The following is a 23,297-nucleotide window of genomic DNA, read 5'->3' as shown; positions in this document are numbered from 1 at the left end:
GCCACCCGCTTTCCTTGACATTTTGCTGGAAATCCGCGAGCGGCGGGGCGCTTGAGGGAATAATGCGCGCCCTCCTTTTCCCGGACATATAAATGAGCTTTGCCGATCTCGGCCTTTCCGAAGAACTCCTGAAGGCGGTCACTGACGCCGGCTATACCGAGCCGACGCCGATCCAGGCCGGCGCGATCCCTTCGGTTCTGATGATGCGAGACATCATCGGCATCGCCCAGACGGGCACCGGCAAGACCGCGTCGTTCGTGCTGCCGATGATCGACATTCTTGCCCATGGCCGCAGCCGCGCCAGAATGCCGCGCTCGCTGATCCTCGAGCCGACCCGCGAACTCGCTGCGCAGGTTGCCGAGAACTTCGAGAAATACGGCGTCAATTCGCATCTCTCGATGGCGCTGCTTATCGGCGGCGTGTCGATGGGCGACCAGCTCGCCGCGCTCGAAAAGGGCGTCGACGTCCTGATCGCGACGCCGGGCCGGCTGATGGACCTGTTCGGCCGCGGCAAGATCATGCTCAACGGCTGTTCGCTGCTGGTCATCGACGAGGCGGACCGGATGCTCGACATGGGGTTCATCCCCGACATCGAGGAAATCTGCACCAAGCTGCCCAAGTCGCGCCAGACGCTGCTGTTCTCGGCAACGATGCCGCCGCCGATCAAGAAGTTGGCGGACAAGTTTCTCTCGAACCCCAAGACGATCGAGGTCTCGCGCCCTGCATCGACCAACCTCAATATCAAGCAGTATCTGGTCCCGGTCGCCAGCCAGACCGCGAAACGCGAGACACTGCGCCGGATCCTGGCGCAGGACGAGGTCACCAACGCGATCATCTTCTGCAATCGCAAGACGACCGTGCGCGACCTCAACAAGGTGTTGAAGCAGGCGGGTTACAAATCCGGCGAAATCCATGGCGACATGGAGCAGCCCCAGCGCCTCGCCGAACTGGACCTGTTCAAGAACGGTGCGGTGACGATCCTCGTCGCCTCGGACGTCGCGGCGCGTGGTCTCGACATCAAGGGCGTGTCGACCGTCTTCAACTATGACGCGCCTTGGCATCCCGACGATTATGTCCACCGGATCGGCCGCACGGGCCGTGCGGGTGCGACGGGCACCGCCTATACCTTCGTCGCACCCGACGATTCCGAGAATATCCAGAATATCGAAAAGCTGACGGGCCAGACGATCGAGCGGTTGAAGCTGTCCGAGCCGAGAGCGCCGGCTCCGGCGGCTACCGCGCCGACCGAGAGCGATGAAGAGCTGCCACCGCGGCGCGAACGGTCGCGGACCCGGCGGGTGCCGCGTGCCGATGTGGTTGCCCATGCCGTCGAGGACGCAGTGATGGCGGCCGCCGAAATCGCAGCGCCCTTGCCCGCCGCGACGCCGAAACCATCGCGCTGGGCTCGGACGCCGATTGACGAACCGGTCCCTGCCGCACAGCCTGCGCTTCCCCGTGTTGCTCCGGCAATGCCCATCGCGCCGGTCGCGGAACGTCCTGCCGCGGCCCCGGTGCCGACAGTGCCGCCAGCACCGTCGACCGCCATGCCCGAGCAGGCACTTGAGCCAAAGGTCGATCCCGTGCGGGCCACCCGCCGCAGTACCGTGCCCGACGCGCCGGTTGACGGGTGGAACGGCCCCTTCCCCAGCTTCCTGAATGCCGTGATTGGCGGATACGAGTGATGCCGAGAGACTAACTTCAGGCTTGCCCACCATAGGAGCGATAGCAACACAAGCGCGCGCTCGCCGTTTTGATCGTCGATCCACGCGGCGATCGCCTTGGGAGTGCGGGGGCACGTGGCCGAGTTGACGAATGCCCGCGCGATGGGGCCACAGGCGCTGGCGGGTTAGCTCGCGTCCTAGGCCGCCTGATCGGGCATTCGACCTCCTAGCGCAACTTCATGACGCCATCTTGGCCATAGCGTCATCATCCAGCGCTGCTGCCCGCCGATGGGCCGCGCGTTCGGTCAGGCGGGCGGCATAGGCCTCGAATGCTGCAAGCTTCGGCATCGTGCCGAACTGTAATCCCCATATGACCTGGGCACCCACATAGACATCGGCTGCCGTGAAGCGTTCGCCCGCGATATAGCTATGCGCCGCAACGGCATGCTCAAGTCCGGCGATCGCGGCCTCGAAACTTCCATAACCGACCATCCGCTGCTGCGTCTCGGTCGGGACCACGCCGAGCGATCGGTTGGTGATTGCCGCCTCCAGAGGCCCGGCCGCGTAAAATAGCCATCGATAATAGTCGGCCCGCTCGTCAGCCGTCGGCTCCAATTGCGCCTCGGGCACGGCGTCGGCCAGATAGGCGCAGATCGCGCCGCATTCGGTAACGACGTGGCCGTCATGGACGATAGCGGGCACCTTGCCCATCGGATTAACCGAAAGATACGGCGCCGCCTTCATCGTCGTCGCATAATCGAGCATCACCGTATCGTAAGCCGCCCCGGTCTCCTCGAGCATCCAGCGAGCAATACGCCCCCGCGACATCGGATTCGAATACAGCGTCAACGTCATGGCTCGCCCCCTTGGAACATAGAGTGAACGATGGTCTCATGGAGATGACATGCCGTCAAGGCGCCATCGCGCCTTGCGCCCAGGCGGCATCGTCGTCGAGCAACGCGGCGAGGTGTCCTACGCCAGAGCCGTCTCGAACAGCGCGAGCATACGCCCCCACGCGCGGTCCGCCTGCACCGCATTATAGACCTTGCTGTCGGGCGGACACCATCCGTGCATCGTTTGCGGATAGACCTCGATTTCGGCCGGACGCTTCGCTGTCGCGAAGGCCGCCCGCAGCACGTCCTTCTCGGTCGGTGCGCGCGCATCGTCGTTCGCCGCTATCGCGATCAGATAGCTGCCTTTCAGTGCAGGGATCAGCCGGTGCGGGCTGTCGGGTGTGTCGGTCACGAACCCCCCGCCGTGGAACGTCGCCCCCGCGCGGATGCGCCCCGATACCGCAGCAGCGGTGCGGATCACCATCGGCCCACCCATGCAATAGCCGGTGGTCGCCAGACCACGCTTGCGATTCACCTGCGGTTGCGCATCAAGGAACGCGGTGAAGGATTTGGCGTCTCGGACCGTAGCATCGGGCGTAAGCGCTTCACGAAACGGTGCAATTCGCGCGCGGACCGCCGGCTGGTCGTAGGATTCACCGGGGCTAAGGAACGGCGCCTTGGTCGAACGATAGAATTGATTGACGACCAGCACGGCATAGCCTGACTGCGCGAGCCGGTCGGCCATCTGCCGAAACGCTGGACGCAGCCCCATGACGTCCGGCCAGACAAGCACGCCCGGATGAGTCCCGGTGGCCGGCGCGACGAAATAGGCGTCAGCCTGACCATCGGGCGTCTTGATCGACACGTTGCGTCCGCTGATCGGCTTCGCATCGGCCGGCACGGGCAACAGCATCGCGAGGCCTGCGGCCCCGGCCATCACGCCGAACTGGCGCCGCGACATGGCGGCGAGATAGTGTTCGTTATCGTCTGCGGTATGCTCGTCGCACATGGGGCCTCTCCTGCCGGCTTTGATCTGATGCTAGCTCACGTTGCGCGCCACCACCACACGCCATCGACACTGTCCCGAACGGCGCGACCCTCGACCTCGAGCCGACGCAGATGCGCGAGCGCTTCACCCGTTGCCATGCCGAGCAGATCGGGGCCGATCGCGCGCCGGAACAACCGCCCGAAACACTCGACCGCACGACGCGGCTCGGCGAGAAAGGCAGCAAGTTCGTCGAGCCGTTCGCGGTGCTCACGATCCATCGCGCCAAGCCTGGTATGAAGACCAGTAAACGGATCGCCATGCCCCGGCAGGACCAGCAAATCTGCGGGCAATGTCTTGAGCCGGGCGATCGCGGCAAACCATTCGCCCAGCGGATCCGCATGCGGCTCGGTGATGCCCAAAGAGATATTGGGGCTGATACGGGGGAGAACCTGATCCCCGGCAATCAGGATGCCCGATACTTCGTTGAGAAGGCATGCATGCTCTGGGCTGTGGCCCGACCCGATCACGACCCGCCAGTCATCGCGCCCTACCGTCAACACGTCACCGTCGGTGATCCGCGTGTAACCCAAGGGAAGCGGCGTGATGATCTTGCGGAATCCCGCCCACCCCTTCGCGCTGGCATGCGCGATCTGCGTACTGTCCCAGCCCGCACCGCGCCAGAATGCCAGCATTTCGGCAGGAACGGCATCCCGGGCATCAGCGGCCAGCATTCGTGCGGTCAGCCATTCGCCCCGGGTCATGACGAGGGCCGCGTCGTGCGCCTCGCACAGCCAACCAGCAAGGCCGATATGATCGGGATGAAAATGCGTGCCGATCACGCGGGTGATGCGGACGCCCGACTTCGGCCCTGCCAGGATTGCGGTCCACGCGTCGCGAGCTTCCGGCGTATTCATGCCCGTATCAACGAGCGCGTCGCCGTCGCCGTCGGCGAGCATCCAGCAGTTCACGTGGCGCAGCGGACCGGGAATTTTGAGGCGTACCCAGTCAACGCCGGGAGCGATGCGAAATACGTTACCGGGTTCGGGCTCGCGGTGGCCTAAGGGGTAGACCAGCCCCTTGTGTGTTAGCGGTTCATCTTGTGGAGCCGGCAGCGACGTCATGTGATGCAGGTAGCAACCGCCAGGCACCAGAGATAGTCCCCGGGCCGACACGCGCATCAGCCATGCCGCGTGCCCTCATGGCCCTATGTCGCCGGCCATCCCCGCGCCGTCAGGACCGCAAACCTATTCGATAGCCCGTACCGGCCCCGCACCGTGCCACGCGGGGACCGGGAACGTTCAGCGCTTGAAGGGGTCGTCGAACAGCGGCTTGACCGGCAGGACACCACCCTCTGCGACGAACTGGGCGTCCGCCGCTGCCTGCGTGCGCTCGTTACGAAGCTGCTCGAGCAGTGCCTCACGATCGCCCTCGAGACGCGTGTCGGTCGGTGCCTCCATACCCGCCGCCTTGGCGGCCTTGGCAACCGCGGCGTCGAGCTCGCGCTGCGACGTCAGGCCGAGCGTGACCGGGTCCTTTGGCGTGATGTTGGCGATGTTCCAGTGGCTACGGTCACGGATCGCAGCGATCGTCGTGCGCGTCGTGCCGATCAGCAGCGAGATTGCGCCATCGGTGATCTCGGGATGATTGCGGATAATCCAGGCAATGCCATCGGGCTTGTCCTGACGCTTGGACACCGGCGTATAGCGCGGGCCCTTGGTCCGGCGGACCTGCTCGGGACCCTTGATCATCTTGAGCTGATAATCGGGGTCGGCCGCGCCCTTGTCGATCTCGTCCTGCGTGACCTCATGCGCGCGGACGGGATCGCGCCCCGTCAGCTTGGTCGACGTGGTATCGTCGGCGATCGCCTGGATCTCGAGAATGTGCAGACCGCAAAAATCTGCGATCTGTTCGAAACTGAGCGCAGTGTTGTCGACCATCCAGGCGGCGGTCGCATGGGGCATGAGCGGCTGGGCCACGGCGGAAACTCCGTAAAAATAGAAAGGGCCGCCCCTTTCGGAGCGGCCTGACATGACACACGACTTAGTGCGCCCATGGCTAACAGGCAAGCGCGCGATCGTCGCGTCGCATCATGCCGCCATGCGCGGTCGATCGAGTGGACGGGCAAGCGGAACAAGGGCACGCAGAAACTGGCGCGCACTTGCGGGCCAGCTGTACCGGGCAGCATATGCGGCGCAGGCGACAGGATCGCGGGTCAGTGCCGCCGCGATCGCTTCGTCGAGATCCTCATGCATCACGCCAACGCGCGGGTCGAGTACGTCGATCGGGCCGGCGACGGGATAGGCCGCAACCGGCGTCCCGCACGCGAGCGCCTCGATCATGACCAGCCCGAAGGTGTCGGTCCGGCTGGGAAAGACGAGGACGTCCGCGGTACGATAGGCCGCCGCCAGCCCTTGTCCGTCACGCTGGCCAAGAAACACGGCATCGGGGAAGCGACGTGCAAGCGTGGCGCGCGCGGGTCCGTCGCCGACGACGACCTTCGTTCCCCTATGCGCGGACGACAGGAAGGCCTCGACATTCTTCTCAACGGCGACGCGCCCGACATAGAGCAGGATCGGGCCGGGCAGCGCCGCCATCTCCGGATCGCGGGCGCCGTCCAGCCCGAATTGTGCAAAATCGACGCCTCGCCCCCATTCGCGAACCTGATGCAGGCCTTGTGCAGTAAGTGCTGCCGCGACGGAGGGGGTGGAGACCAGGATCGACTCGGCGGGACGATGGAACCAACGAATATAGCGCCATATCCAGGCGGGGTTCGCACCCGTCCGTGCCGCGATGTAATCGGGAAACTGGGTATGATAGGCAGTTGTGAACGGCAAATCTCGAGCCAGGCACCAGGTTCGTGCGGCGAGGCAGACCGGACCTTCCGTCGCGAGGTGTATCGCATCGGCGCCAAAGCTTTCGAGCAATCGTCCGACTGCGCCCGACCGTGCAAAGGCCAGCCGAATCTCGGGATAGGTCGGACACGGCATCGAGGCGAACTGCGCGGGGGATATGATCAGCACTTGATGACCCGTCACTTCGAGTTCCCGCCGGACGGACTGCAGGGTGCGAACCACGCCGTTGACTTGCGGGCTCCAGGCATCGGTGACGATCGCGATACGCATCGGGGTCTCCTTGGGTAACCGCGGCATGAGCCGAATTGACGTGGGTCAGGCGGCCAGCGTGACGATGTTATCGACCTCACGCGCGGCGATTTCGTCTGCCCAGTGAAGCAGTTCCATCCGCCCGTCGAAATGCTCGACAAGCGCCGTGCAGCCTTCGACCCAGTCGCCGTCATTATAATAGGCAACGCCGGCGATATCGCGCATTTCCGCCGTATGGATGTGTCCGCACACGACGCCGTCGACCCCCCGCACGCCGGCCGCGTGCGCGACGACTTCTTCGAAATGCGATATGAAGGCGACCGCGTTCTTGACCTTGGCCTTGGCGTGTTTCGAGAGCGACCAATAGGGCATGCCGAGGCGTCGGCGCGCGCCATTCACCCACCGGTTGAGCCCCATGAGCAATGTGTACGCCGCATCCCCAATATGCGCGACCCAGCGATGCGCCAGCGTGATAGCGTCGAACTCGTCACCGTGCAGAACCAGCAGGCGGCGGCCGTCGGCGGTCTCGTGGATCGCCTTGCGCCGGATCGAGATCCCACCGAAGTCGAGCCCCGAATATTGCCGGAACACCTCGTCATGGTTGCCCGGAATATAGACGACCCGCGTACCGCGCTTCGCGCGCTTGAGCAGCCGCCACAGCACGTCGTTATGCGCCGCCGGCCAGTAGAATTTCTTCTTCAATCGCCAGCCATCGATCATGTCGCCGACCAGGAACATCGTCTCGCTGTCGACATGGTCGAGAAAGTCGTTGAGCATCGCCGCGTTGCAGCCACGCGTGCCGAGATGGACGTCGGAAATCCAGATCGTGCGATATTGCCGCCGGTCGACCACGCGTTCGGGCACAACGGGTCGCGAATGGATGAAGTCCGCGATGTCCGCCACATCGGCTATCGGCAACGCGTCGGTTGGAAACGTGACGGTGTCCATCGGCCTGCCCCACAATTCTGTTCGTTGCAGTCCTGTCTAGCGGCGCAATATGACATTGCAGTCGCAGTCCGGTGACTGTTCTAAGTCATCGGACGACGCACAGCCTCCGTCACGAATTGCAGAGACGGCTCGGGGACAGCCTGGTCAGGCATGCCCGCGTCACGTCATGGACAGCACGATCTTCCCGACGTGATCGCCCGCCTCCATCCGCGCATGCGCAGCCGGGGCGTCGGCAAAGGCAAAGACGCGATCGATCACTGGCTTGAGCTTGCCGGCCTCGACATGCGGCCAGACCGTCCGCGCCAGTTCATCGGCCACGAGCGACTTGAATGCGGTATCACGCGGGCGCAGCGTCGATCCCGTCAAGGTCAGACGACGGCGCATGATCTCGAACAGCGGCACCGTCGCATTCGCCCCACCCTGAACCGCGATCGACACGTGCCGCCCGTCCTCGGCCAGACATTGCAGATTGCGCGCGACATAGTCGCCACCAACCATATCGAGTACGGCCGCAACACCCTTGCCGCCGGTAATCTGCTTGACCCGTTCGACGAAGTCCTCGGTCTTGTAGTCGATCGCGTGCGTCGCGCCGAGGCTGAGCGCGGCTTCGCATTTCGCCTTCGAGCCCGCGGTGACGATGATGTCGATCCCGAAGATGGCACACAAGCCGATCGCCATCGTGCCGATCCCGCTCGTACCGCCATGGACGAGCACCGTATCGCCTTCAGTCGCATAGGCACGCTCGAACAGGTTGGTCCACACCGTGAACAGCGTCTCGGGCATCGCCGCGGCTTCGACCATCGTTAGCGCTTCGGGCACGGAGAGGCACTGGCCGAACGGGGCAACCGCATACTCGGCATAGGCACCGCCGGTGATCAGCGCACAGATCCGCTGCCCGATCTGTTCCTCGCCGACCCCGTCGCCGACCGCTACGATCGTCCCGGCAATTTCCATGCCCAAGATCGACGGGGCACCGGGCGGCGGCGGATATTTACCCTGCCGTTGCATCACCTCGGGACGATTGACGCCCGCCGCCGCGACCTTGACGAGGACCTCGCCGGCTCCGGGATGCGGCACGGCGCGCTCCACAAGGACGAGCACTTCAGGGCCTCCCGGGGCTTCGGGATCGATTGCCTTCATGACGTCAGGGACGATGTAACGCGGAGTCACGGTTTTTGCAGTCATGTGATCGAGACGCCCCTTTGGATTCCCGTGCCTTATTGACATCACTCCGGTGCGGGTCAACGTTACAGGCGCAATGGATCCGGATGACGCCCCCTCTCGTCCCGACGATTTCCTCGATGCGCTCGTGCGTCAGGACATCGACTCGCTCTCGGTCGCCGAGCTCGATGCGCGGATCACCGTGCTGCAAGGCGAGATTGCGCGCTGCCAGTTGAAAAAAGATCGAGCGATCAGCCACCGCGCCAGCGCCGACGACCTATTTAGACGGTGATGCCCTCGACCTCGTCTCGGCGGTCCGCATTTGGACGGTGCAGGAACGCAGGCCGGCGGGGTCAAGTGCTTGATGCGATCGATTACCGTTCCGACATAGTGGCAAAGGGCCTGCGTCTGCGTGGCCCGACAGGAGTAATGTAAATGCCGTCATTTGCACCCGCCCTCGAGACCACCCTGCACAAGGCACTTGAGGCTGCATCGTCCCGACGCCACGAATATGCGACGCTCGAGCATCTCTTGCTGGCGTTGATCGACGACGAGCACGGATCGAAGGTCATGGGCGCCTGCAACGTCGATCTGGGCGAGCTGAAAACCACGGTAGCGCATTATCTCGACACCGAGCTCGATGCGCTCAAGGTCGATGCCGCGACCGATCCATCGCCGACGAGCGGCTTTCAGCGCGTCGTCCAGCGCGCCATCCTTCATGTCCAGTCTTCGGGCCGCGACGAAGTGACGGGTGCCAACGTGCTCGTTGCCTTGTTTAGCGAGCGGGAAAGCTATGCCGTCTATTTCCTGCAGCAGCAGGACATGAGCCGCCTCGATGCGGTCAGCTTCATCAGCCACGGCGTCGGCAAGGGCGGACAGCAACCGACTGAAGCTTCGACACCCAAGGGTGCCGACGACGAGAAGCCGACCAAGGGACAGGAGAAGGGCAAGACGGAAAGCGCGCTCAAGCAATTCACGGTCGACCTGAACGAGAAAGCCAAGAACGGGAAGGTCGATCCCCTGATCGGGCGCGGGCCGGAGGTGGATCGCACGATCCAGATCCTGTGCCGCCGGTCGAAGAACAACCCGCTTTATGTCGGCGATCCCGGCGTCGGAAAAACCGCGATTGCGGAGGGCCTCGCGCGGAAGATCGTCGAGGGCGAGGTCCCCGACGTGCTCAAGCCGGCGGTGATCTATTCGCTCGACATGGGCGCATTGCTGGCAGGCACCCGGTATCGTGGTGATTTCGAGGAGCGCCTGAAGGCAGTCGTCAACGAGTTGGAGAAGATGCCGGACGCGGTATTGTTCATCGACGAGATCCACACAGTCATCGGTGCCGGCGCGACGAGCGGCGGTGCGATGGATGCGTCAAACCTACTCAAGCCGGCGCTCTCGGGCGGCACGATCCGCTGCATCGGCTCGACGACGTACAAGGAATTCCGCAATCATTTCGAGAAGGATCGCGCCCTACTGCGGCGCTTCCAGAAGATCGATGTGAACGAGCCGACGATCGAGGACACGATCAAGATTCTGGCGGGCCTGCGCTCGGCGTTCGAGGATCACCACAACGTCAAATACACCCCCGACGCGATCAAGTCGGCGGTCGAACTCAGCGCGCGCTACATCAACGACCGCAAACTGCCCGACAAGGCGATCGACGTGATCGACGAAGTCGGTGCGATGCAGATGCTGGTACCGCCGAACAAGCGCAAGAAGACGATCACCCCCAAGGAGATCGAACAGGTCATCGCGACCATGGCGCGCATCCCGCCAAAATCGGTTTCGACCGACGACAAGCTCGCGCTCGCCACGCTGGAAACAGATCTGAAGCGCGTGGTGTTCGGGCAGAATGCGGCGATCGAGAAGCTCAGTTCGGCGATCAAGCTGGCGCGAGCGGGTCTACGCGAGCCAGAGAAGCCGATCGGCAACTATCTGTTCACCGGCCCCACCGGCGTCGGCAAGACGGAGGTGGCCAAGCAGCTGTCTTCGATCCTGGGCATCCCGCTCCAGCGGTTCGACATGTCCGAATATATGGAGCGGCACTCGGTCAGCCGTCTGATCGGTGCGCCCCCGGGCTATGTCGGGTTTGATCAGGGTGGTCTACTGACCGATGCGGTCGATCAAAATCCGCATTGCGTGCTGTTGCTCGACGAGATCGAGAAGGCGCATCCAGACCTTTTCAACATCCTGTTGCAGGTCATGGACAACGGGCGCCTTACCGACCAGCACGGCAAGTCGGTCGATTTTCGCAACGTCATCCTGATCATGACGACCAATGCGGGGGCCAGCGACATGGCGCGCGAGACGGTGGGCTTCGGCAACCTTACGCGTGAAGGCGAGGACGAACAGGCGGTGCAGAAGATGTTCACGCCGGAGTTCCGCAATCGCCTCGATGCGATCGTGCCGTTCGGCTATCTGCCGACGACCGTGGTCGCCCGGGTCGTGGATAAGTTCATTCTTCAGCTCGAGCTTCAGCTGGCGGATCGCGGCGTCCATATCCAGCTCGATGACGAGTCGAAGGCGTGGCTCACCGAGAAGGGCTATGACAAGCTCTACGGAGCGCGTCCGATGGGCCGTTTGATCCAGGAAAAGATCAAGCAGCCACTTGCCGAGGAACTGCTGTTCGGGAAACTGGTCCATGGCGGCGAGGTGACGGTGAAGATGAAGGATGGTGCGCTTTCGTTCGCGATTGAAAGTGCGGCGCCGAAAAAGCCCAAGAAGAAGGGGAAGGCTGAACCCGTCTCTGCCAAATAGCAGCGAGACGGCGTCAAGCCGCGTTTATGAGACCCGGCGGCAGCGCTTGCCGCCGGGTTTTTTTGTGCCATAGCCAGCCACGTTTACCGTTCTTTGCCGAACGCGCTTTACGAGGCATGTCATGGGGATGCGGGCATATATGCGGTGGGTCATGGTCTTGCTGCTGTGGACGCTCTGCTTGGTGTCTGCACAGCCCGCCGCCGCGACCGCCTTCCCCCTGGCGACCTGTCTCGTCCGCGCAGCACCCGGCATGACGGCGCCGACCCTGTTCAAGACGCCGGAACGATTCGACTGCACCACCCCACAGCGCCGATTCGGCCCGGGTGATTTCTGGGTCCTGTCACAGCCGCTTCCCGCGGCTCAGCTACGCGGCACCAGCGCGCGTATCGGCAGCATCTGGATGACGCGCATCGCGCTCTATGTCCGCTATGCCGATGGTGCGATTCGCCATGTCGGCGTCACGCCAAAAACCGCCCATGAGATCCTGAACCTCGGCGCCGTCCTCTCGCAACCGCTGCCGCGCCATGACGCGCCACCGGTGCGTCTCCTGTGGCATGTCGAAGGCGCCACGAACCTTCGCGGCGTTATCCTGCAGCCGGTACTGGCGGATCATGGCGAGGCGGCGACGACGGAGATCGTGCGCGGCGCACTTTACGGCGCGTTTGCCGGCATGGCGATCGCGCTGATCGTCTACAATCTGGCGCTATGGGGTGCGCTTCGCCAGGCTTTCCAGCCGGTCTACTGCCTCCTCGTCCTGTGCTTGCTGGCCTATGTATCGACGTCATCAGGTGCTGCGGGCCAAGTCTTTACGGGCCTCGACAATAACGACCGCCAGCGGCTCAACATACTGTTCCTGGCCGCATCAGCCAGCACAGCACTTCTTTTCGCCCGCAGCTTTTTCGAACGCGCCGTGTTCTCGGGCTGGGTGAGGCCGCTCAGCAGTGCGGTGATGGTCGGGCTGGTCGGGATGGCGGGGCTCTGGGTTATGCTCGCCCCCCGCGCGATCCATGTGCTCGATACCGGCATGTCGATCGCCTATCTCGGGTTCATCGGGGTCGTGGCGATCATCCTTTGGCGCGCGTGGCGCGTACGAAGCAATTATCTATGGTTGTTTGCGCTTGCGTGGGGTGCACCGATCGTCATGTCGGGGCTTCGCATCGCCAGCAGCTTCGGGATGGTCGAGCCGAGCCTGCTGGTCGACAATTCGACGGTCATCGCGATGGCGATCGAGGCGCTTCTGTCGAGCACGGCGATTGCCTATCGCATCCTGTTGCTGAGCCGCGAACGCGACGCTGCGCGGGAACAGGAGATCGCGGCGCGCCTGCTCGCCGATACTGACCCGCTGACCGGCCTGCTCAATCGTCGCGCCTTCCTTGCACGCGCGATTGGCCGCCCCGGCGAGCAGACGCTGCTGATCGCCGACATCGACCATTTCAAGCGGGTCAACGAAACGATCGGTCATGATGGCGGCGACGAGGTGTTGCGGGCCTTCGCCCGTGCGCTCCGCAGCGCACTGCCAACCGATACGCTCATCGCCCGGATCGGTGGCGAGGAGTTTGCTATCCTCGTCGATGCCTCGACATCGGTTTCGCCCTGCGCAATCCGCGACCGTGTCCGCGGCCAGTCGATGCCGTATGATATCACCGTCACCGCCAGCATCGGTACGTGCACCGGCCCCCTGTTGCACGACGCCGACTGGAAGACGCTCTACCGCGACGCCGACCGCGCCTTGTTCGAGGCCAAGGCGGCGGGCCGCGATCGATCGCGAAGCGCGGTCAGCCTCGTCTCGGCCGCCTGAGTGGGGTGCCTGGTGCCGCGGCTTGTCAAAGCGGATTGACGACGTCAGGATGCAGCTTCGCCCGGGAGAATGACGATGCGTAATCGTAAGGCTGCCCTTGCTGTCGCTGCGCTGGTGCTGGCGCTCGCAGTAATGCCGCGACCGACGGCGGATATCCGCCTCATCACGCATGACCCGTCCGACCCCGCGCCGCACAGGATGCAGGCCGCAGTCGACCTGGGGCTGATCGGCATATCGGTGCTTTACACCTGGACCGTCGACCGGTTGCGCTAGAATTCGCGGCAAACTCGCGCGTGCTGGTCACGGCATAGCCTCCGCCGTCGACGCGTCCTTGACCCCCGTCGCGCGCCTGCTCCATAGCAGCACCCATGGAAACGCCGACCGAAGACCTCTCATTCGAAGAGGCATTGAAAGAGCTGGAGACGATCGTGGGGCAGCTCGAGCGTGGTGATACGCCGCTGCAGCAGGCGATCGAGCTTTACGAACGCGGCAACAAGCTGCGCCAGCGTTGTGCCGATCGGCTCGATGCTGCGCAGGCGCGGATCGAAGCGATCCGGCTCGATGCCGAGGGTAAGCCGGCTGGGGTTCGCCCCTTTGCGGCAGGTTGAGCCGCGCATGATGACCTTGCCGCAATCGCTGGCGGAAGCGCTCGCTGAGGTTTCCGCAGAGATCGACGCGCAGTTCGACGTCCTTCTGGCGATTCCCGAAGATCCGCGTGCGGACCTGTATCGCGCCATGCGTCATGCCGCGATCGGCGGCGGCAAGCGGCTACGCCCGTTGCTCGTTTTCGCGACCGCCAGCCTGTTTGGGGTCGACCGTGCTTGTGTAGCGCGGGTGGCCACGGCCATCGAGGCGATCCATGTCTATTCGCTGATCCATGACGATCTCCCGGCCATGGACGACGACGACATGCGTCGTGGCAAGCCGACCGTCCACAAGATGTTCAGCGAAGCATGCGCGATCCTCGCAGGTGACTGCCTCCACGCGCTGGCGTTCGAGATCCTCGCCGACCCGTCAACGCACCCCGATCCGTTCGTGCGCGCCGATCTGGTGCTCGACCTTGCCAAGGCGTCCGGCCCGACTGGGATGGCCGGCGGCCAGATGATGGATCTCGAGGCGGAGAATGCCCGGTTTGATCTGAACACTGTCACCCGGCTTCAGCAGATGAAGACCGGTGCGCTGATTTTGGCGTCCGTCGAGGCAGGCGCCATTCTTGGCAGGATTGCGCCCGAGGGCCGGGTTGGCCTGCGCGGCTATGCGCACGACCTGGGGCTTGCCTTTCAAATCGCCGACGATCTGCTCGACGCCGAAGGCGATGAGGCGGCGGCGGGCAAACGGCTCCGGAAGGATGCCGGTGCGGGCAAAGAGACGTTCCTGTCGCTGCTCGGCGCGGATCGCGCGCGCGAACAGGCGCGCATGCTTGTCGACCAGGCTATCGCACATCTGCATAGCTATGGCCGCGAGGCCGATCTGCTCCGCGAGATCGCACGCTTCGTGCTTGATCGCGACCGCTGACCTCTTCCGGAGACACCGACCATGACGGCAAGCCACGAGACCGTAAGGGTCGGTGTTTACCCGGGTACGTTCGACCCGATCACGCTGGGCCATATGGACATCATCCGGCGTGGCGCGAAGCTGGTCGACCGGCTGGTCGTCGGCGTCACGACGAATGCCTCCAAATCGCCGATGTTCACGATCGAGGAACGCATGGCGATGGTGAGGCGTGAGGTAGACGGCGTGGCCGGCGAGATCCACGTGGTCGCGTTCGATTCTCTGTTGATGGATTTTGCCGAGCGCGAAGGCGCGAAGGTCATCGTCCGCGGTCTGCGTGCCGTCGCCGACTTCGAATATGAATATCAGATGGCGGGGATGAACCAGCAGATCAATCCGCGGGTCGAGACGGTGTTCCTGATGGCGGATGTCGCGCTGCAGCCGATTGCGAGCAAGCTGGTCAAGGAAATCGCGCTCTTTGGCGGGGACATAGCCAAATTCGTGCCGCCTGCCGTCAGTGAAGAGGTCATTGCCCGCGTCAATCAGATCGGCCGCAAGGGAAGTTGACGCGTGCGGGACGCCAGTCGGCGGACGATGTTCAGTTTGGCGCAAGCACGGATTTGTTCTAAGCGGCGGGCTTCAAGGTCGGCCCCGGCCTCATGGCCAATGCGAGTAGGGATTTGATGCGCTTTTTCGCCGGTATGTTTGCGATCCTCGGGTGCCTCGTCGCGGCGCCTGCGTCCGCCCAGATCATCGATCCCGCCGTTGCCGGACGCGCTACCCCGCCGTTGACGACGGACACGCAGAACCTGCTGCTGCTCGACCTGTCGACGGGAGGCCGGGTCACGATCTGGCTTCGTCCCGATGTCGCCCCTTTGATGGTCGAGCGCATCAAAACCCTGACCCGGCAGCATTTCTACGACGGCCTGGCGTTTCACCGGGTAATCGACGGGTTCATGGCACAGGGCGGCGATCCAAAGGGTGACGGTACCGGTGGCTCACCCCTGCCCGACGTGAAGGCCGAGTTCAATTATCTGCCGCACGTTCGCGGCGCGGTGTCCGCGGCGCGTTCGGAAAAGGAAGACAGCGCGAACAGCCAGTTCTTCATCGTCTTTCAGCCGCGCCTCAGCCTCGACAAGAAATATACCGTGTTCGGCCGGGTGATCGACGGCATGCAATATGTCGACGCCATTGAGCGCGGCGAGCCGCCGGCAAACCCCTCGCGTATCCTGCACGCTTATATCGCTGCGGACGGCCCACCAGCCTATGTCGCGGCGCCTGTTACCGCATCACCGGCACTGGGCGCGCCTGTAACCCTGCCGGGGACCGGCAGCAGCAAGTCGAGGCCAGCACCGGCGGTCATTGCAAAGCCCAAGCTTGCCAAGAAGGCCCCCGCGAAGAAGTGAGAGTCCGTTGAACGTCGACCTTTTCGACTTCGACCTGCCGACCGACCGTATCGCACTCCGGCCCGAAACGCCGCGCGATGCCGCACGGCTGTTGGTCTTAGACGGGGATGCAACACGCGACCTGCGCGTCACGGATCTGGCTGGACAGCTGCGTCGCGGCGACCTGCTGGTGTTCAACGACACGCGGGTCATTCCGGCGCAGCTCGAAGGACGTCGTGCTGGGATCGAGCAGGACGGACAGCTATCGTCCGGAGCGAAGATCGGGGCGACGCTGCACAAGCGCGAGGGGCCGCGGCGTTGGCGCGCCTTCATTCGAAATGCGCGCCGTCTGCGCGATGGGGATCCGATCGATTTCGGCAATGGCGTCGTCGCCCGGACGGTCGACCGGGCAGAAGACGGCAGCTACGCGCTCGAATTCGCAGGCGACGAACCGATCGAACTGCTGCTCGATCGCGCGGGGCGAATGCCCTTGCCTCCCTATATCGCGGCGAAGCGCCCGACGGACGCGCGCGACGCCGAGGATTACCAGACAATGTTCGCCGCCGAACCCGGCGCGGTCGCAGCGCCGACCGCGGCGCTGCACTTCACCCCATCGGTGATGGCGGCGCTCGAGGCTGCGGGCATTGCGAAGGCCACGCTGACGCTGCACGTCGGTGCGGGCACGTTCCTGCCGATGAAGGTGGACGATACCGACGATCACCAGATGCATGCCGAATGGGGCCGGATCGATGCGACCACGGCGGACCAGCTGAATGCGGTCCGCGCCGCCGGCGGCCGGGTGATCGCGGTCGGCACGACATCGCTGCGACTGATCGAGAGCGCGACTGGTAACGACGGCGTCATCCGCCCGTTTGAGGGCGACACGGCGATCTTCATCACGCCGGGCTACCGCTTCAAGGGGATCGATGGCCTGATGACCAATTTCCACCTTCCGCGCTCAACGCTGTTCATGCTGGTATCGGCGCTGATGGGACGCGAGCGGATGCAGGCCGCCTATGTGCATGCAATTGCGGCCAAGTATCGCTTCTACAGCTATGGCGATGCCAGCCTGCTGCTGCCATGACCGGCCCATGTTGATCCCGTTGATTCTGGCTTTGCAGGTCGTGCCTTCCGCGGGGATTGCGCAACCGCCCGCAACGATCTTTGCCGAACCGGCCGCGATGCTGATCGCCGCCTGCGATGCGGATCGCGACGCGCGCGTGACCAGGCCCGAACTCGACACTTGCCTCGCGCGGAGCTTTGCGGGCGCCGAGGGCAGCATGACGGGCAAGATCGGCTATATCGCCTATGCCGACTGGTCGCTGAAATGGCTTGGCGATCGCAACGCCCTGCCGAGCCCCTTCGAAGTCGATCGCGACGGCGACAACGCGATCACCCTTGCCGAGCTTCAGGCCCGATTTGCGCAGTTCTTTCTCCGCTTCGACCGCAACCGGGACGGCGTACTCGTACGCGAGGAACTGCTGACGATCAGGAGCTTCGCCCCCAACGCCCCACCGCGCGGCAAGCGCCGTTAATGGATCATCCCGTGTCCCCTCGTTTCGACTTCACCATTTCTTCCACCGACGGCGCAGCACGCACGGGCCAGATCGCGATGCAGCGTGGCGTGATCCGCACACCCGCCTTCATGCCGGTCGGCACCGCCGCGACGGTCAAGGCGATGAAGCCCGACGACGTGGCGGCCGCGGGGGCCGACATCATCCTCGGCAACACCTATCATCTCATGCTGCGTCCCGGCGCGGAACGTGTCGCGCGACTGGGCGGGCTTCACGGCTTCATGGGCTGGTCGAAACCGATCCTCACCGACTCGGGCGGGTATCAGGTGATGAGCCTCGCGGATCTTACCAAGCGGTCCGAGGAAGGCGTGTCGTTCAAATCGCATCTCGATGGTACCCGGCACCTGCTCAGCCCCGAACGGTCGATCGAGATCCAGCGTTTATTGGGGTCGAACATCGTCATGGCGTTCGACGAGCTTGTCCCGACGACCTCCACGCGGGAGGTTCAGGCCGCCGCCATGGAACGATCGATGCGTTGGGCAAAGCGATCACGCGATGCCTTCGATGCAGGCGGTGCGCATGCGGATAACAACGCGATCTTCGGAATCCAGCAAGGCGCGCTGAACGAGTCGTTCCGCAAATCCTCGGCGGACGCGCTGATCAATATCGGCTTCGATGGTTATGCGGTCGGCGGATTGGCGGTCGGCGAAGGACAGGAGGCGATGTTCGGATGCCTGGATTTCGCCCCCGGACAATTGCCCGCCGACAAACCCCGCTACCTGATGGGCGTCGGCAAGCCTGACGATATCGTGGGCGCTGTCGAGCGCGGAATCGACATGTTCGATTGCGTCATGCCGACCCGGTCAGGGCGAACCGGCCAGGCGTTCACGCGCAACGGGCCGATCAACATCCGCAACGCCCGGTTTGCCGAGGACCAGTTGCCGCTGGCGGCCGACTGTGCCTGCCCGGTCTGCGCCACCTGGAGCCGGGCCTATCTGCATCATCTCGTCCGTGCGGGCGAAATGCTGGGCGCGATGTTGATGACCGAACACAATATCTGGTTTTACGAAACGCTGATGGCAGATCTGCGCGCTGCGATCGCCGCCGGCACATTGACGAAGTTCGCAAATGATTTCCGAGCGGAGTATGGTCGGAAATCGAGTTAGGAGAGTGACGTGACCGATCCCATCACAACGGCTGCCGACGACGATACCCCCAACGAAATTCTCGCCGCAGCCAAGGAAGCAAAGCTTCACGCCGAAGCCGCAGCAAAGGCGACCGTCGAGAAGGCGAAGACCTGGCCGCTTGCGAAGATCGGGCTTGGCGTCGGCATAGGCTCAGCCGCCATCGCCGGCGCGGTGCTTTTTAACCGCTCGCGTACCCAGAAGTAAGGATACAGATGCGCCTCCTCCGCTCCGCCTTGCTGCTTGGTGCAGCCTGTTGTCCTGCAGCGGTGGTGGCGCAGTCCGCCCCCCCAAAATCTACGTCGAACGTCTCCGTAAGACCGCTCGCCTTCACCGAACGCGTGCTGGCCAACGGTTTGCGTGTCTACGCCATCCGGGACACGGCGACACCCAACGTTTCGGTCCAGGTCTGGTATGACGTCGGGTCCAAGGACGATCCAAAGGGCCGGTCCGGCTTTGCCCATATGTTCGAACATCTGATGTTCAAATCGACCCGCAATCTGGTGTCGGAGCAGATGGACCGGCTAACCGAGGACGTCGGCGGCTATAACAACGCATCGACCAACGACGACTATACGAATTATTACGAGGTGGTGCCGGCCAATCACTTGCCGCGTCTGCTGTTCGCCGAAGCCGACCGAATGGCGAGCCTTGTGGTCGAACCTAAGAGCTTCGCATCTGAACGCGACGTCGTGAAGGAGGAGCTTCGCCAGAGCACCCTGGCCCGGCCCTATGGCAAGCTGTTCTCACTCTATTATCCCGCGCTTGCCTATGCACGACATCCCTATGCACGTGGTACGATCGGCAGCCTGGAAAATCTCGAAGCCGCCGGCATCGACGACGTCCGCGCCTTTCATGCAACCTATTATCGACCCGACAATGCGGTTCTGGTCGTCTCGGGCAACTTCGAGCCGGCACAGCTCAATCGCTGGATCGACACCTACTTCGCCCCCATCAAGAAGCCGAGCGGGGAAATTCCTCGGGTAACGGTCGCCGAGCCGGCCCGTACCCAAGCCGTGACGCGTACCGTCTACGAGCCCAACACGCCGCTCCCCGCGGTGCTGATCAGCTATCATATCCCGGCGGACCGCGCTGCCGACATTCCCGCGCTCAGTCTCCTGAAAGCGATATTGTCGGAGGGCGAAAGCTCGCGGCTCTACGAGAGCGTCGTCTACCGCGATCAACTCGCACAGTCCGCGGACGCCATGATCGACAGCAAGCAGTCGACCGGCAATCTGGTCGTCTATGCCATCATGGCCGGGGGCAAGAGCGTCGACGCTGGCGAGGCCGCGCTCAAGCGAGAGATCGCACGGCTGCGCGACGCCCCCGTCACCCCTGCCGAACTGGCCGAAGCGAAGAACGAAATTCTGACAGCGTCGATCATCGCCCGGGAAACCGCCGAAGGAAAGGCGAGCACCCTTGCGTCATCGGTGATCGTGGATGGTGATCCCCGCGCCGCAGACCGCCAGCTCGCGGCCATTGCGCAGGTCACGGCCGCAGATATCCAGCGCGTCGCACGGACCTATCTGGCTGACGCGCAATCCGCGACGATCCGGTATCTCCCGCTCGATGCCAAGCCGGCCGCGACGCGGGTCGCGACGATCGATGTGGCCCCCACCGTCCGCGTCGAGGATCTCAAGGCGCCCGCCAGCGTCGAGATTGTTACCCCCGCCGCCGAAGGACAGCGCATCCTTCCGCCCGCCCCCGGTACACCGATATCGCCGACCCTGCCCCAGCCGATCACGACGCAGCTCGCCAATGGCATGCGGCTTATCACCGTGGAACGGCACGATCTGCCGATCGTCACCGCCTATCTCGTTACCGGTGGCGGCGCGGCAACCGATCCTGCCAATCGAGCAGGCGTGAGCAGCTTGGCGGCCGAGTTGCTGACCAAAGGCACGCGCACGCGGACAGCCACGCAGATAGCGCGCCAGATCGAAGGCCTCGGCGGATCGATCGGCAGCGATGCAGGCAGCGACGGTGCCTCCGTCGACGTCACGGTGAAGGCTGATCAGCTTGCCCCCGCGCTGTCGATCCTCGCCGACGTGGCGATGCACCCTGCGTTCGCGCCCGACGAGATCGAACGGGCACGGACGCAGCAGGTCGACACAGTATCACTCGCGCTCAAGAACCCGGCGCAGCTGGCCGCACTGGTCGCCGATCGGGCGGTTCTCGGCACGTCTGCCTATGGCGCGCCGATCGGCGGAACGCCGATCTCGTTGAAGGCGATCACCCGGGGCGACATCACCGCGGCCTATGCGCGCAGCTTCAGCCCCGATCAGGCTTCGCTCATAATGGTCGGCGACGTCACCGCAGCGCAGGCGAAGACGCTGGCCGACGCCCAATTCGGGCCCTGGAAGAAAACCGGGGAGGCGACCACACCCGCGATGGCGATCGATTACCCGGCGCCTCGCGTGATCGTCGTCGACATGCCCGATGCGGGCCAGGCTGGCGTCGTCGTCGCCCGGCCGGCGATCGCGCGTACCGACCCCCGCTATTATTCGCTGGCGGTAGCGAACACCATACTTGGCGGAGGCTTCTCTTCACGATTGAACCAGGAAATCCGGATCAAGCGCGGTCTGGCCTATGGCGCAGGCAGCACGCTGGACGCGGGGAAGACACAGGGAACGGTTGCCGCGCGGACACAGACCAAGAACCCTACCGCAACGGAAGTCGTCTCGCTGATCGCAGCGGAGCTGGCGGGCATGGGCAAGGCGCCCGTATCCCCGGGTGAACTGGAAACGCGCAAGGCCGTGCTTGTCGGGAATTTCGGGCGCGGGATCGAGACGACGTCCGGCGTTGCAGGAATTCTGGGATCTTACGTCCAGAACGGCGTTAGCGTCGATGAACTGCAGCAGTTTACGGCTAAGGTTGGCGCAGTTGATTCCGCGTCGGTCCAAACCGCAGCCGCGGCGCTGCTCGATCCCATAAAGGCCAGTATCGTGGTCGTCGGCGATGCCAAGCAATTCGCCCCCTCGCTCCGACAAGCCTATCCGCAAGCCGAGCTGATCCCCGAGGCTGCGTTAAAACTCGATACCGCCGCACTTAAATAATCCTCGTCGCGACGACCGCGGGCATTCGGTAGCGGAACGGTAGGGTTTGCTGCGATATGGCTGGCCGTCTTTGATGACGGTGGCGCAAGAATGGCGGGATATTGAACACGACGCGCTGGGCCTCCCGGTCATCGAGACGACGATGGTTGCCGGTGGCCATATCCGGCGTGATCGCGTCGACCGCGCTGTTTGCGCACGCGGCGTTCCGCTACGCGCCAAGGGATGCCGGGACACCTCTGCGCGGCGGTGATGGCGAGGGGCGCCATAGCAATGCCCTCGAGAGCATTCCCGGGGACTTTGGGGCTCCCGTCCCCGGAGTGACGGGAACGACCGCCCTCCCCAAGGTGCCCAGTTCCGTTGATGTTCGTACAGGGGATCCCGGCATAGTGGCGGCGCGTCCCTTTTCAATGACGAGGACCAGCGCGGCGGACCGGGCGCGGGCGTTGTTCTGCCTGACGACTGCGATCTATTACGAGGCCGCATCCGAGCCCGATGCCGGGCAACGCGCGGTTGCTCAGATCATTCTCAATCGTGTCCGCCATCCCGCCTTCCCGGCAAGCGTCTGCGGCGTGGTCTATCAGGGGCCCCATTCGGGCGGGGCACCGACTGCATGTCAATTCAGCTTTGCCTGTGACGGCGCGACCGCGCACGCGCCGGCCAGGCTTGCGTGGGTCCGGGCTGAGCGGAATGCGGCGATGGTTTTGGCGGGCTATGTTTATGCGCCAGTCGGACTGGCGACGCATTATCATACCTATGCCGTCACGCCGCCTTGGAGCCGTAGTCTGGTGATGACGGCGGTGGTCGGGGCACATTTCTTTCACCGGTGGAAAGGCTATTGGGGCACCGCGGCTGCCTTTAACCAGCAGTATCTCGGCCACGAGCCGGTGCCCGGCGGGGCCACCGGCGCGGCATTTGTAGCACTCTCGACCACAGCGCGGCCTGATAGCGCGGGTGGCGCCAGACGCGGTTCAGGTCTGGCCGGCACCATATCGGCGACGGCTCCAACAAGTGGGGTAGCTGGTGCCTCGACACCAGTCGAAGCGGATCGATTACCGCCACCACCGGAAATTCTCGACAGGTGGAAGGATACAGGCGGGCTGCGCTGACTGTGCGGCATGTTGCCATGCCCAAACGCTGGATATGGAAACGGCCGCCGATGGTGGCGGCCGTTCGAAGCCGATCTTATTCGGCGGGGATCATCGTGGTGTTCGCCATGCGCTCGCCACCGGGGGGGGCGGCTTCGCGGGCGGCGCGCAACGTCTGCGTGCGCTCGGCGCGGCTGGCCATGTCGTCCCAGGCCTTTTCGGCGCGGCGGCAGCGGTCGCGGACATTGTCGAGCGAGGCGGCATCGCCATTGCGACGCTCTTCTTCAGCGCGGGCCCGGTAGAATTCTGGATTATCGGCCATGCTGCTGCGCTCCTGAGGA

Annotated in this window: 23 protein-coding genes; 15 read left to right on the top strand and 8 right to left on the bottom strand. The window is 64.0% G+C overall.

Features of this window, described 5'->3' with window-relative positions:
• The first annotated feature begins 92 nt into the window (after positions 1 to 92).
• Positions 93 to 1,682 (top strand): DEAD/DEAH box helicase, encoded by a 1,590-nt coding sequence (locus tag C8J24_RS09985; protein ID WP_107932089.1) that lies wholly within the window; start codon positions 93 to 95, stop codon positions 1,680 to 1,682.
• A 216-nt stretch (positions 1,683 to 1,898) separates the two neighbouring features.
• On the opposite strand, the gene C8J24_RS09980 is transcribed toward C8J24_RS09985, so the two are convergent.
• From C8J24_RS09980 to C8J24_RS09950, 7 genes are all read right to left on the bottom strand, one after another.
• Complete coding sequence (locus tag C8J24_RS09980; protein WP_107932087.1) at positions 1,899 to 2,516, bottom strand: glutathione S-transferase family protein; 618 nt, start codon at positions 2,514 to 2,516, stop codon at positions 1,899 to 1,901.
• 117 nt (positions 2,517 to 2,633) lie between these two features.
• Positions 2,634 to 3,503 (bottom strand): dienelactone hydrolase family protein, encoded by an 870-nt coding sequence (locus C8J24_RS09975; protein ID WP_107932085.1) that lies wholly within the window; start codon positions 3,501 to 3,503, stop codon positions 2,634 to 2,636.
• A gap of 35 nt (positions 3,504 to 3,538) precedes the next feature.
• The gene (locus tag C8J24_RS09970; protein ID WP_107932083.1) at positions 3,539 to 4,603 is read right to left on the bottom strand and encodes an MBL fold metallo-hydrolase; all 1,065 of its coding nucleotides are present in this window, start codon (positions 4,601 to 4,603) and stop codon (positions 3,539 to 3,541) included.
• A 177-nt stretch (positions 4,604 to 4,780) separates the two neighbouring features.
• A complete protein-coding gene (locus tag C8J24_RS09965) occupies positions 4,781 to 5,458 on the bottom strand; it encodes a DUF1013 domain-containing protein (RefSeq protein WP_081874195.1) in 678 nt (225 codons plus the stop codon).
• Positions 5,459 to 5,569: 111 nt separating this feature from the next.
• Positions 5,570 to 6,604, bottom strand: coding sequence for a glycosyltransferase family 4 protein (locus tag C8J24_RS09960; RefSeq protein ID WP_107932081.1), 1,035 nt, complete (start codon positions 6,602 to 6,604; stop codon positions 5,570 to 5,572).
• Positions 6,605 to 6,649: 45 nt separating this feature from the next.
• The gene (locus C8J24_RS09955) at positions 6,650 to 7,531 is read right to left on the bottom strand and encodes a UDP-2,3-diacylglucosamine diphosphatase (RefSeq protein WP_056679870.1); all 882 of its coding nucleotides are present in this window, start codon (positions 7,529 to 7,531) and stop codon (positions 6,650 to 6,652) included.
• A 159-nt stretch (positions 7,532 to 7,690) separates the two neighbouring features.
• Positions 7,691 to 8,671, bottom strand: a complete 981-nt coding sequence (locus C8J24_RS09950; protein ID WP_056680804.1) for an NAD(P)H-quinone oxidoreductase — start codon at positions 8,669 to 8,671, stop codon at positions 7,691 to 7,693.
• 118 nt (positions 8,672 to 8,789) lie between these two features.
• Between C8J24_RS09950 and C8J24_RS09945 the strand changes: the two genes are divergently transcribed.
• The 14 genes from C8J24_RS09945 to C8J24_RS09880 all read left to right on the top strand — a co-directional run bounded on the left by C8J24_RS09945 (position 8,790) and on the right by C8J24_RS09880 (position 22,977).
• A complete protein-coding gene (locus C8J24_RS09945; protein ID WP_031394982.1) occupies positions 8,790 to 8,984 on the top strand; it encodes a DUF1192 domain-containing protein in 195 nt (64 codons plus the stop codon).
• A 143-nt stretch (positions 8,985 to 9,127) separates the two neighbouring features.
• Entirely contained in the window at positions 9,128 to 11,446 is a 2,319-nt protein-coding gene (gene clpA / locus C8J24_RS09940) for an ATP-dependent Clp protease ATP-binding subunit ClpA (protein WP_031394983.1), read from the top strand.
• Positions 11,447 to 11,597: 151 nt separating this feature from the next.
• Positions 11,598 to 13,244, top strand: coding sequence for a GGDEF domain-containing protein (locus C8J24_RS09935; protein ID WP_107932771.1), 1,647 nt, complete (start codon positions 11,598 to 11,600; stop codon positions 13,242 to 13,244).
• A 75-nt stretch (positions 13,245 to 13,319) separates the two neighbouring features.
• A complete protein-coding gene (locus C8J24_RS09930; RefSeq protein WP_107932768.1) occupies positions 13,320 to 13,517 on the top strand; it encodes a hypothetical protein in 198 nt (65 codons plus the stop codon).
• Between the two features lie 95 nt (positions 13,518 to 13,612).
• Complete coding sequence (locus tag C8J24_RS09925; RefSeq protein ID WP_031394986.1) at positions 13,613 to 13,852, top strand: exodeoxyribonuclease VII small subunit; 240 nt, start codon at positions 13,613 to 13,615, stop codon at positions 13,850 to 13,852.
• A 7-nt stretch (positions 13,853 to 13,859) separates the two neighbouring features.
• Positions 13,860 to 14,759, top strand: coding sequence for a polyprenyl synthetase family protein (locus C8J24_RS09920; protein WP_107932079.1), 900 nt, complete (start codon positions 13,860 to 13,862; stop codon positions 14,757 to 14,759).
• Between the two features lie 21 nt (positions 14,760 to 14,780).
• Positions 14,781 to 15,302 (top strand): pantetheine-phosphate adenylyltransferase, encoded by a 522-nt coding sequence (gene coaD, locus C8J24_RS09915; protein WP_031394988.1) that lies wholly within the window; start codon positions 14,781 to 14,783, stop codon positions 15,300 to 15,302.
• Positions 15,303 to 15,418: 116 nt separating this feature from the next.
• Positions 15,419 to 16,141, top strand: a complete 723-nt coding sequence (locus C8J24_RS09910; RefSeq protein WP_107932077.1) for a peptidylprolyl isomerase — start codon at positions 15,419 to 15,421, stop codon at positions 16,139 to 16,141.
• A 7-nt stretch (positions 16,142 to 16,148) separates the two neighbouring features.
• A complete protein-coding gene (gene queA, locus C8J24_RS09905; protein WP_107932075.1) occupies positions 16,149 to 17,204 on the top strand; it encodes a tRNA preQ1(34) S-adenosylmethionine ribosyltransferase-isomerase QueA in 1,056 nt (351 codons plus the stop codon).
• Positions 17,205 to 17,211: 7 nt separating this feature from the next.
• A complete protein-coding gene (locus C8J24_RS09900) occupies positions 17,212 to 17,655 on the top strand; it encodes an EF-hand domain-containing protein (RefSeq protein ID WP_107932073.1) in 444 nt (147 codons plus the stop codon).
• Positions 17,655 to 18,800: a tRNA guanosine(34) transglycosylase Tgt gene (tgt, locus tag C8J24_RS09895; protein ID WP_107932071.1), complete on the top strand. Its 1,146-nt coding sequence runs from the start codon at positions 17,655 to 17,657 to the stop codon at positions 18,798 to 18,800. The genes C8J24_RS09900 and tgt overlap by 1 nt, the downstream gene beginning before the upstream one ends.
• Before the next feature lie 9 nt (positions 18,801 to 18,809).
• Complete coding sequence (locus C8J24_RS09890; protein WP_197975095.1) at positions 18,810 to 19,025, top strand: hypothetical protein; 216 nt, start codon at positions 18,810 to 18,812, stop codon at positions 19,023 to 19,025.
• 8 nt (positions 19,026 to 19,033) lie between these two features.
• Positions 19,034 to 21,871 (top strand): M16 family metallopeptidase, encoded by a 2,838-nt coding sequence (locus C8J24_RS09885; protein WP_107932069.1) that lies wholly within the window; start codon positions 19,034 to 19,036, stop codon positions 21,869 to 21,871.
• Between the two features lie 152 nt (positions 21,872 to 22,023).
• The gene (locus C8J24_RS09880) at positions 22,024 to 22,977 is read left to right on the top strand and encodes a cell wall hydrolase (RefSeq protein WP_244180608.1); all 954 of its coding nucleotides are present in this window, start codon (positions 22,024 to 22,026) and stop codon (positions 22,975 to 22,977) included.
• Positions 22,978 to 23,053: 76 nt separating this feature from the next.
• On the opposite strand, the gene C8J24_RS09875 is transcribed toward C8J24_RS09880, so the two are convergent.
• Positions 23,054 to 23,278, bottom strand: a complete 225-nt coding sequence (locus C8J24_RS09875) for a hypothetical protein (RefSeq protein ID WP_107932064.1) — start codon at positions 23,276 to 23,278, stop codon at positions 23,054 to 23,056.
• Positions 23,279 to 23,297: the final 19 nt, after the last annotated feature.

The sequence above is a fragment of the Sphingomonas aerolata genome, from assembly GCF_003046295.1.
GTDB lineage: Bacteria > Pseudomonadota > Alphaproteobacteria > Sphingomonadales > Sphingomonadaceae > Sphingomonas > Sphingomonas aerolata.
This window is presented reverse-complemented; position numbering and strand designations above follow the sequence as displayed.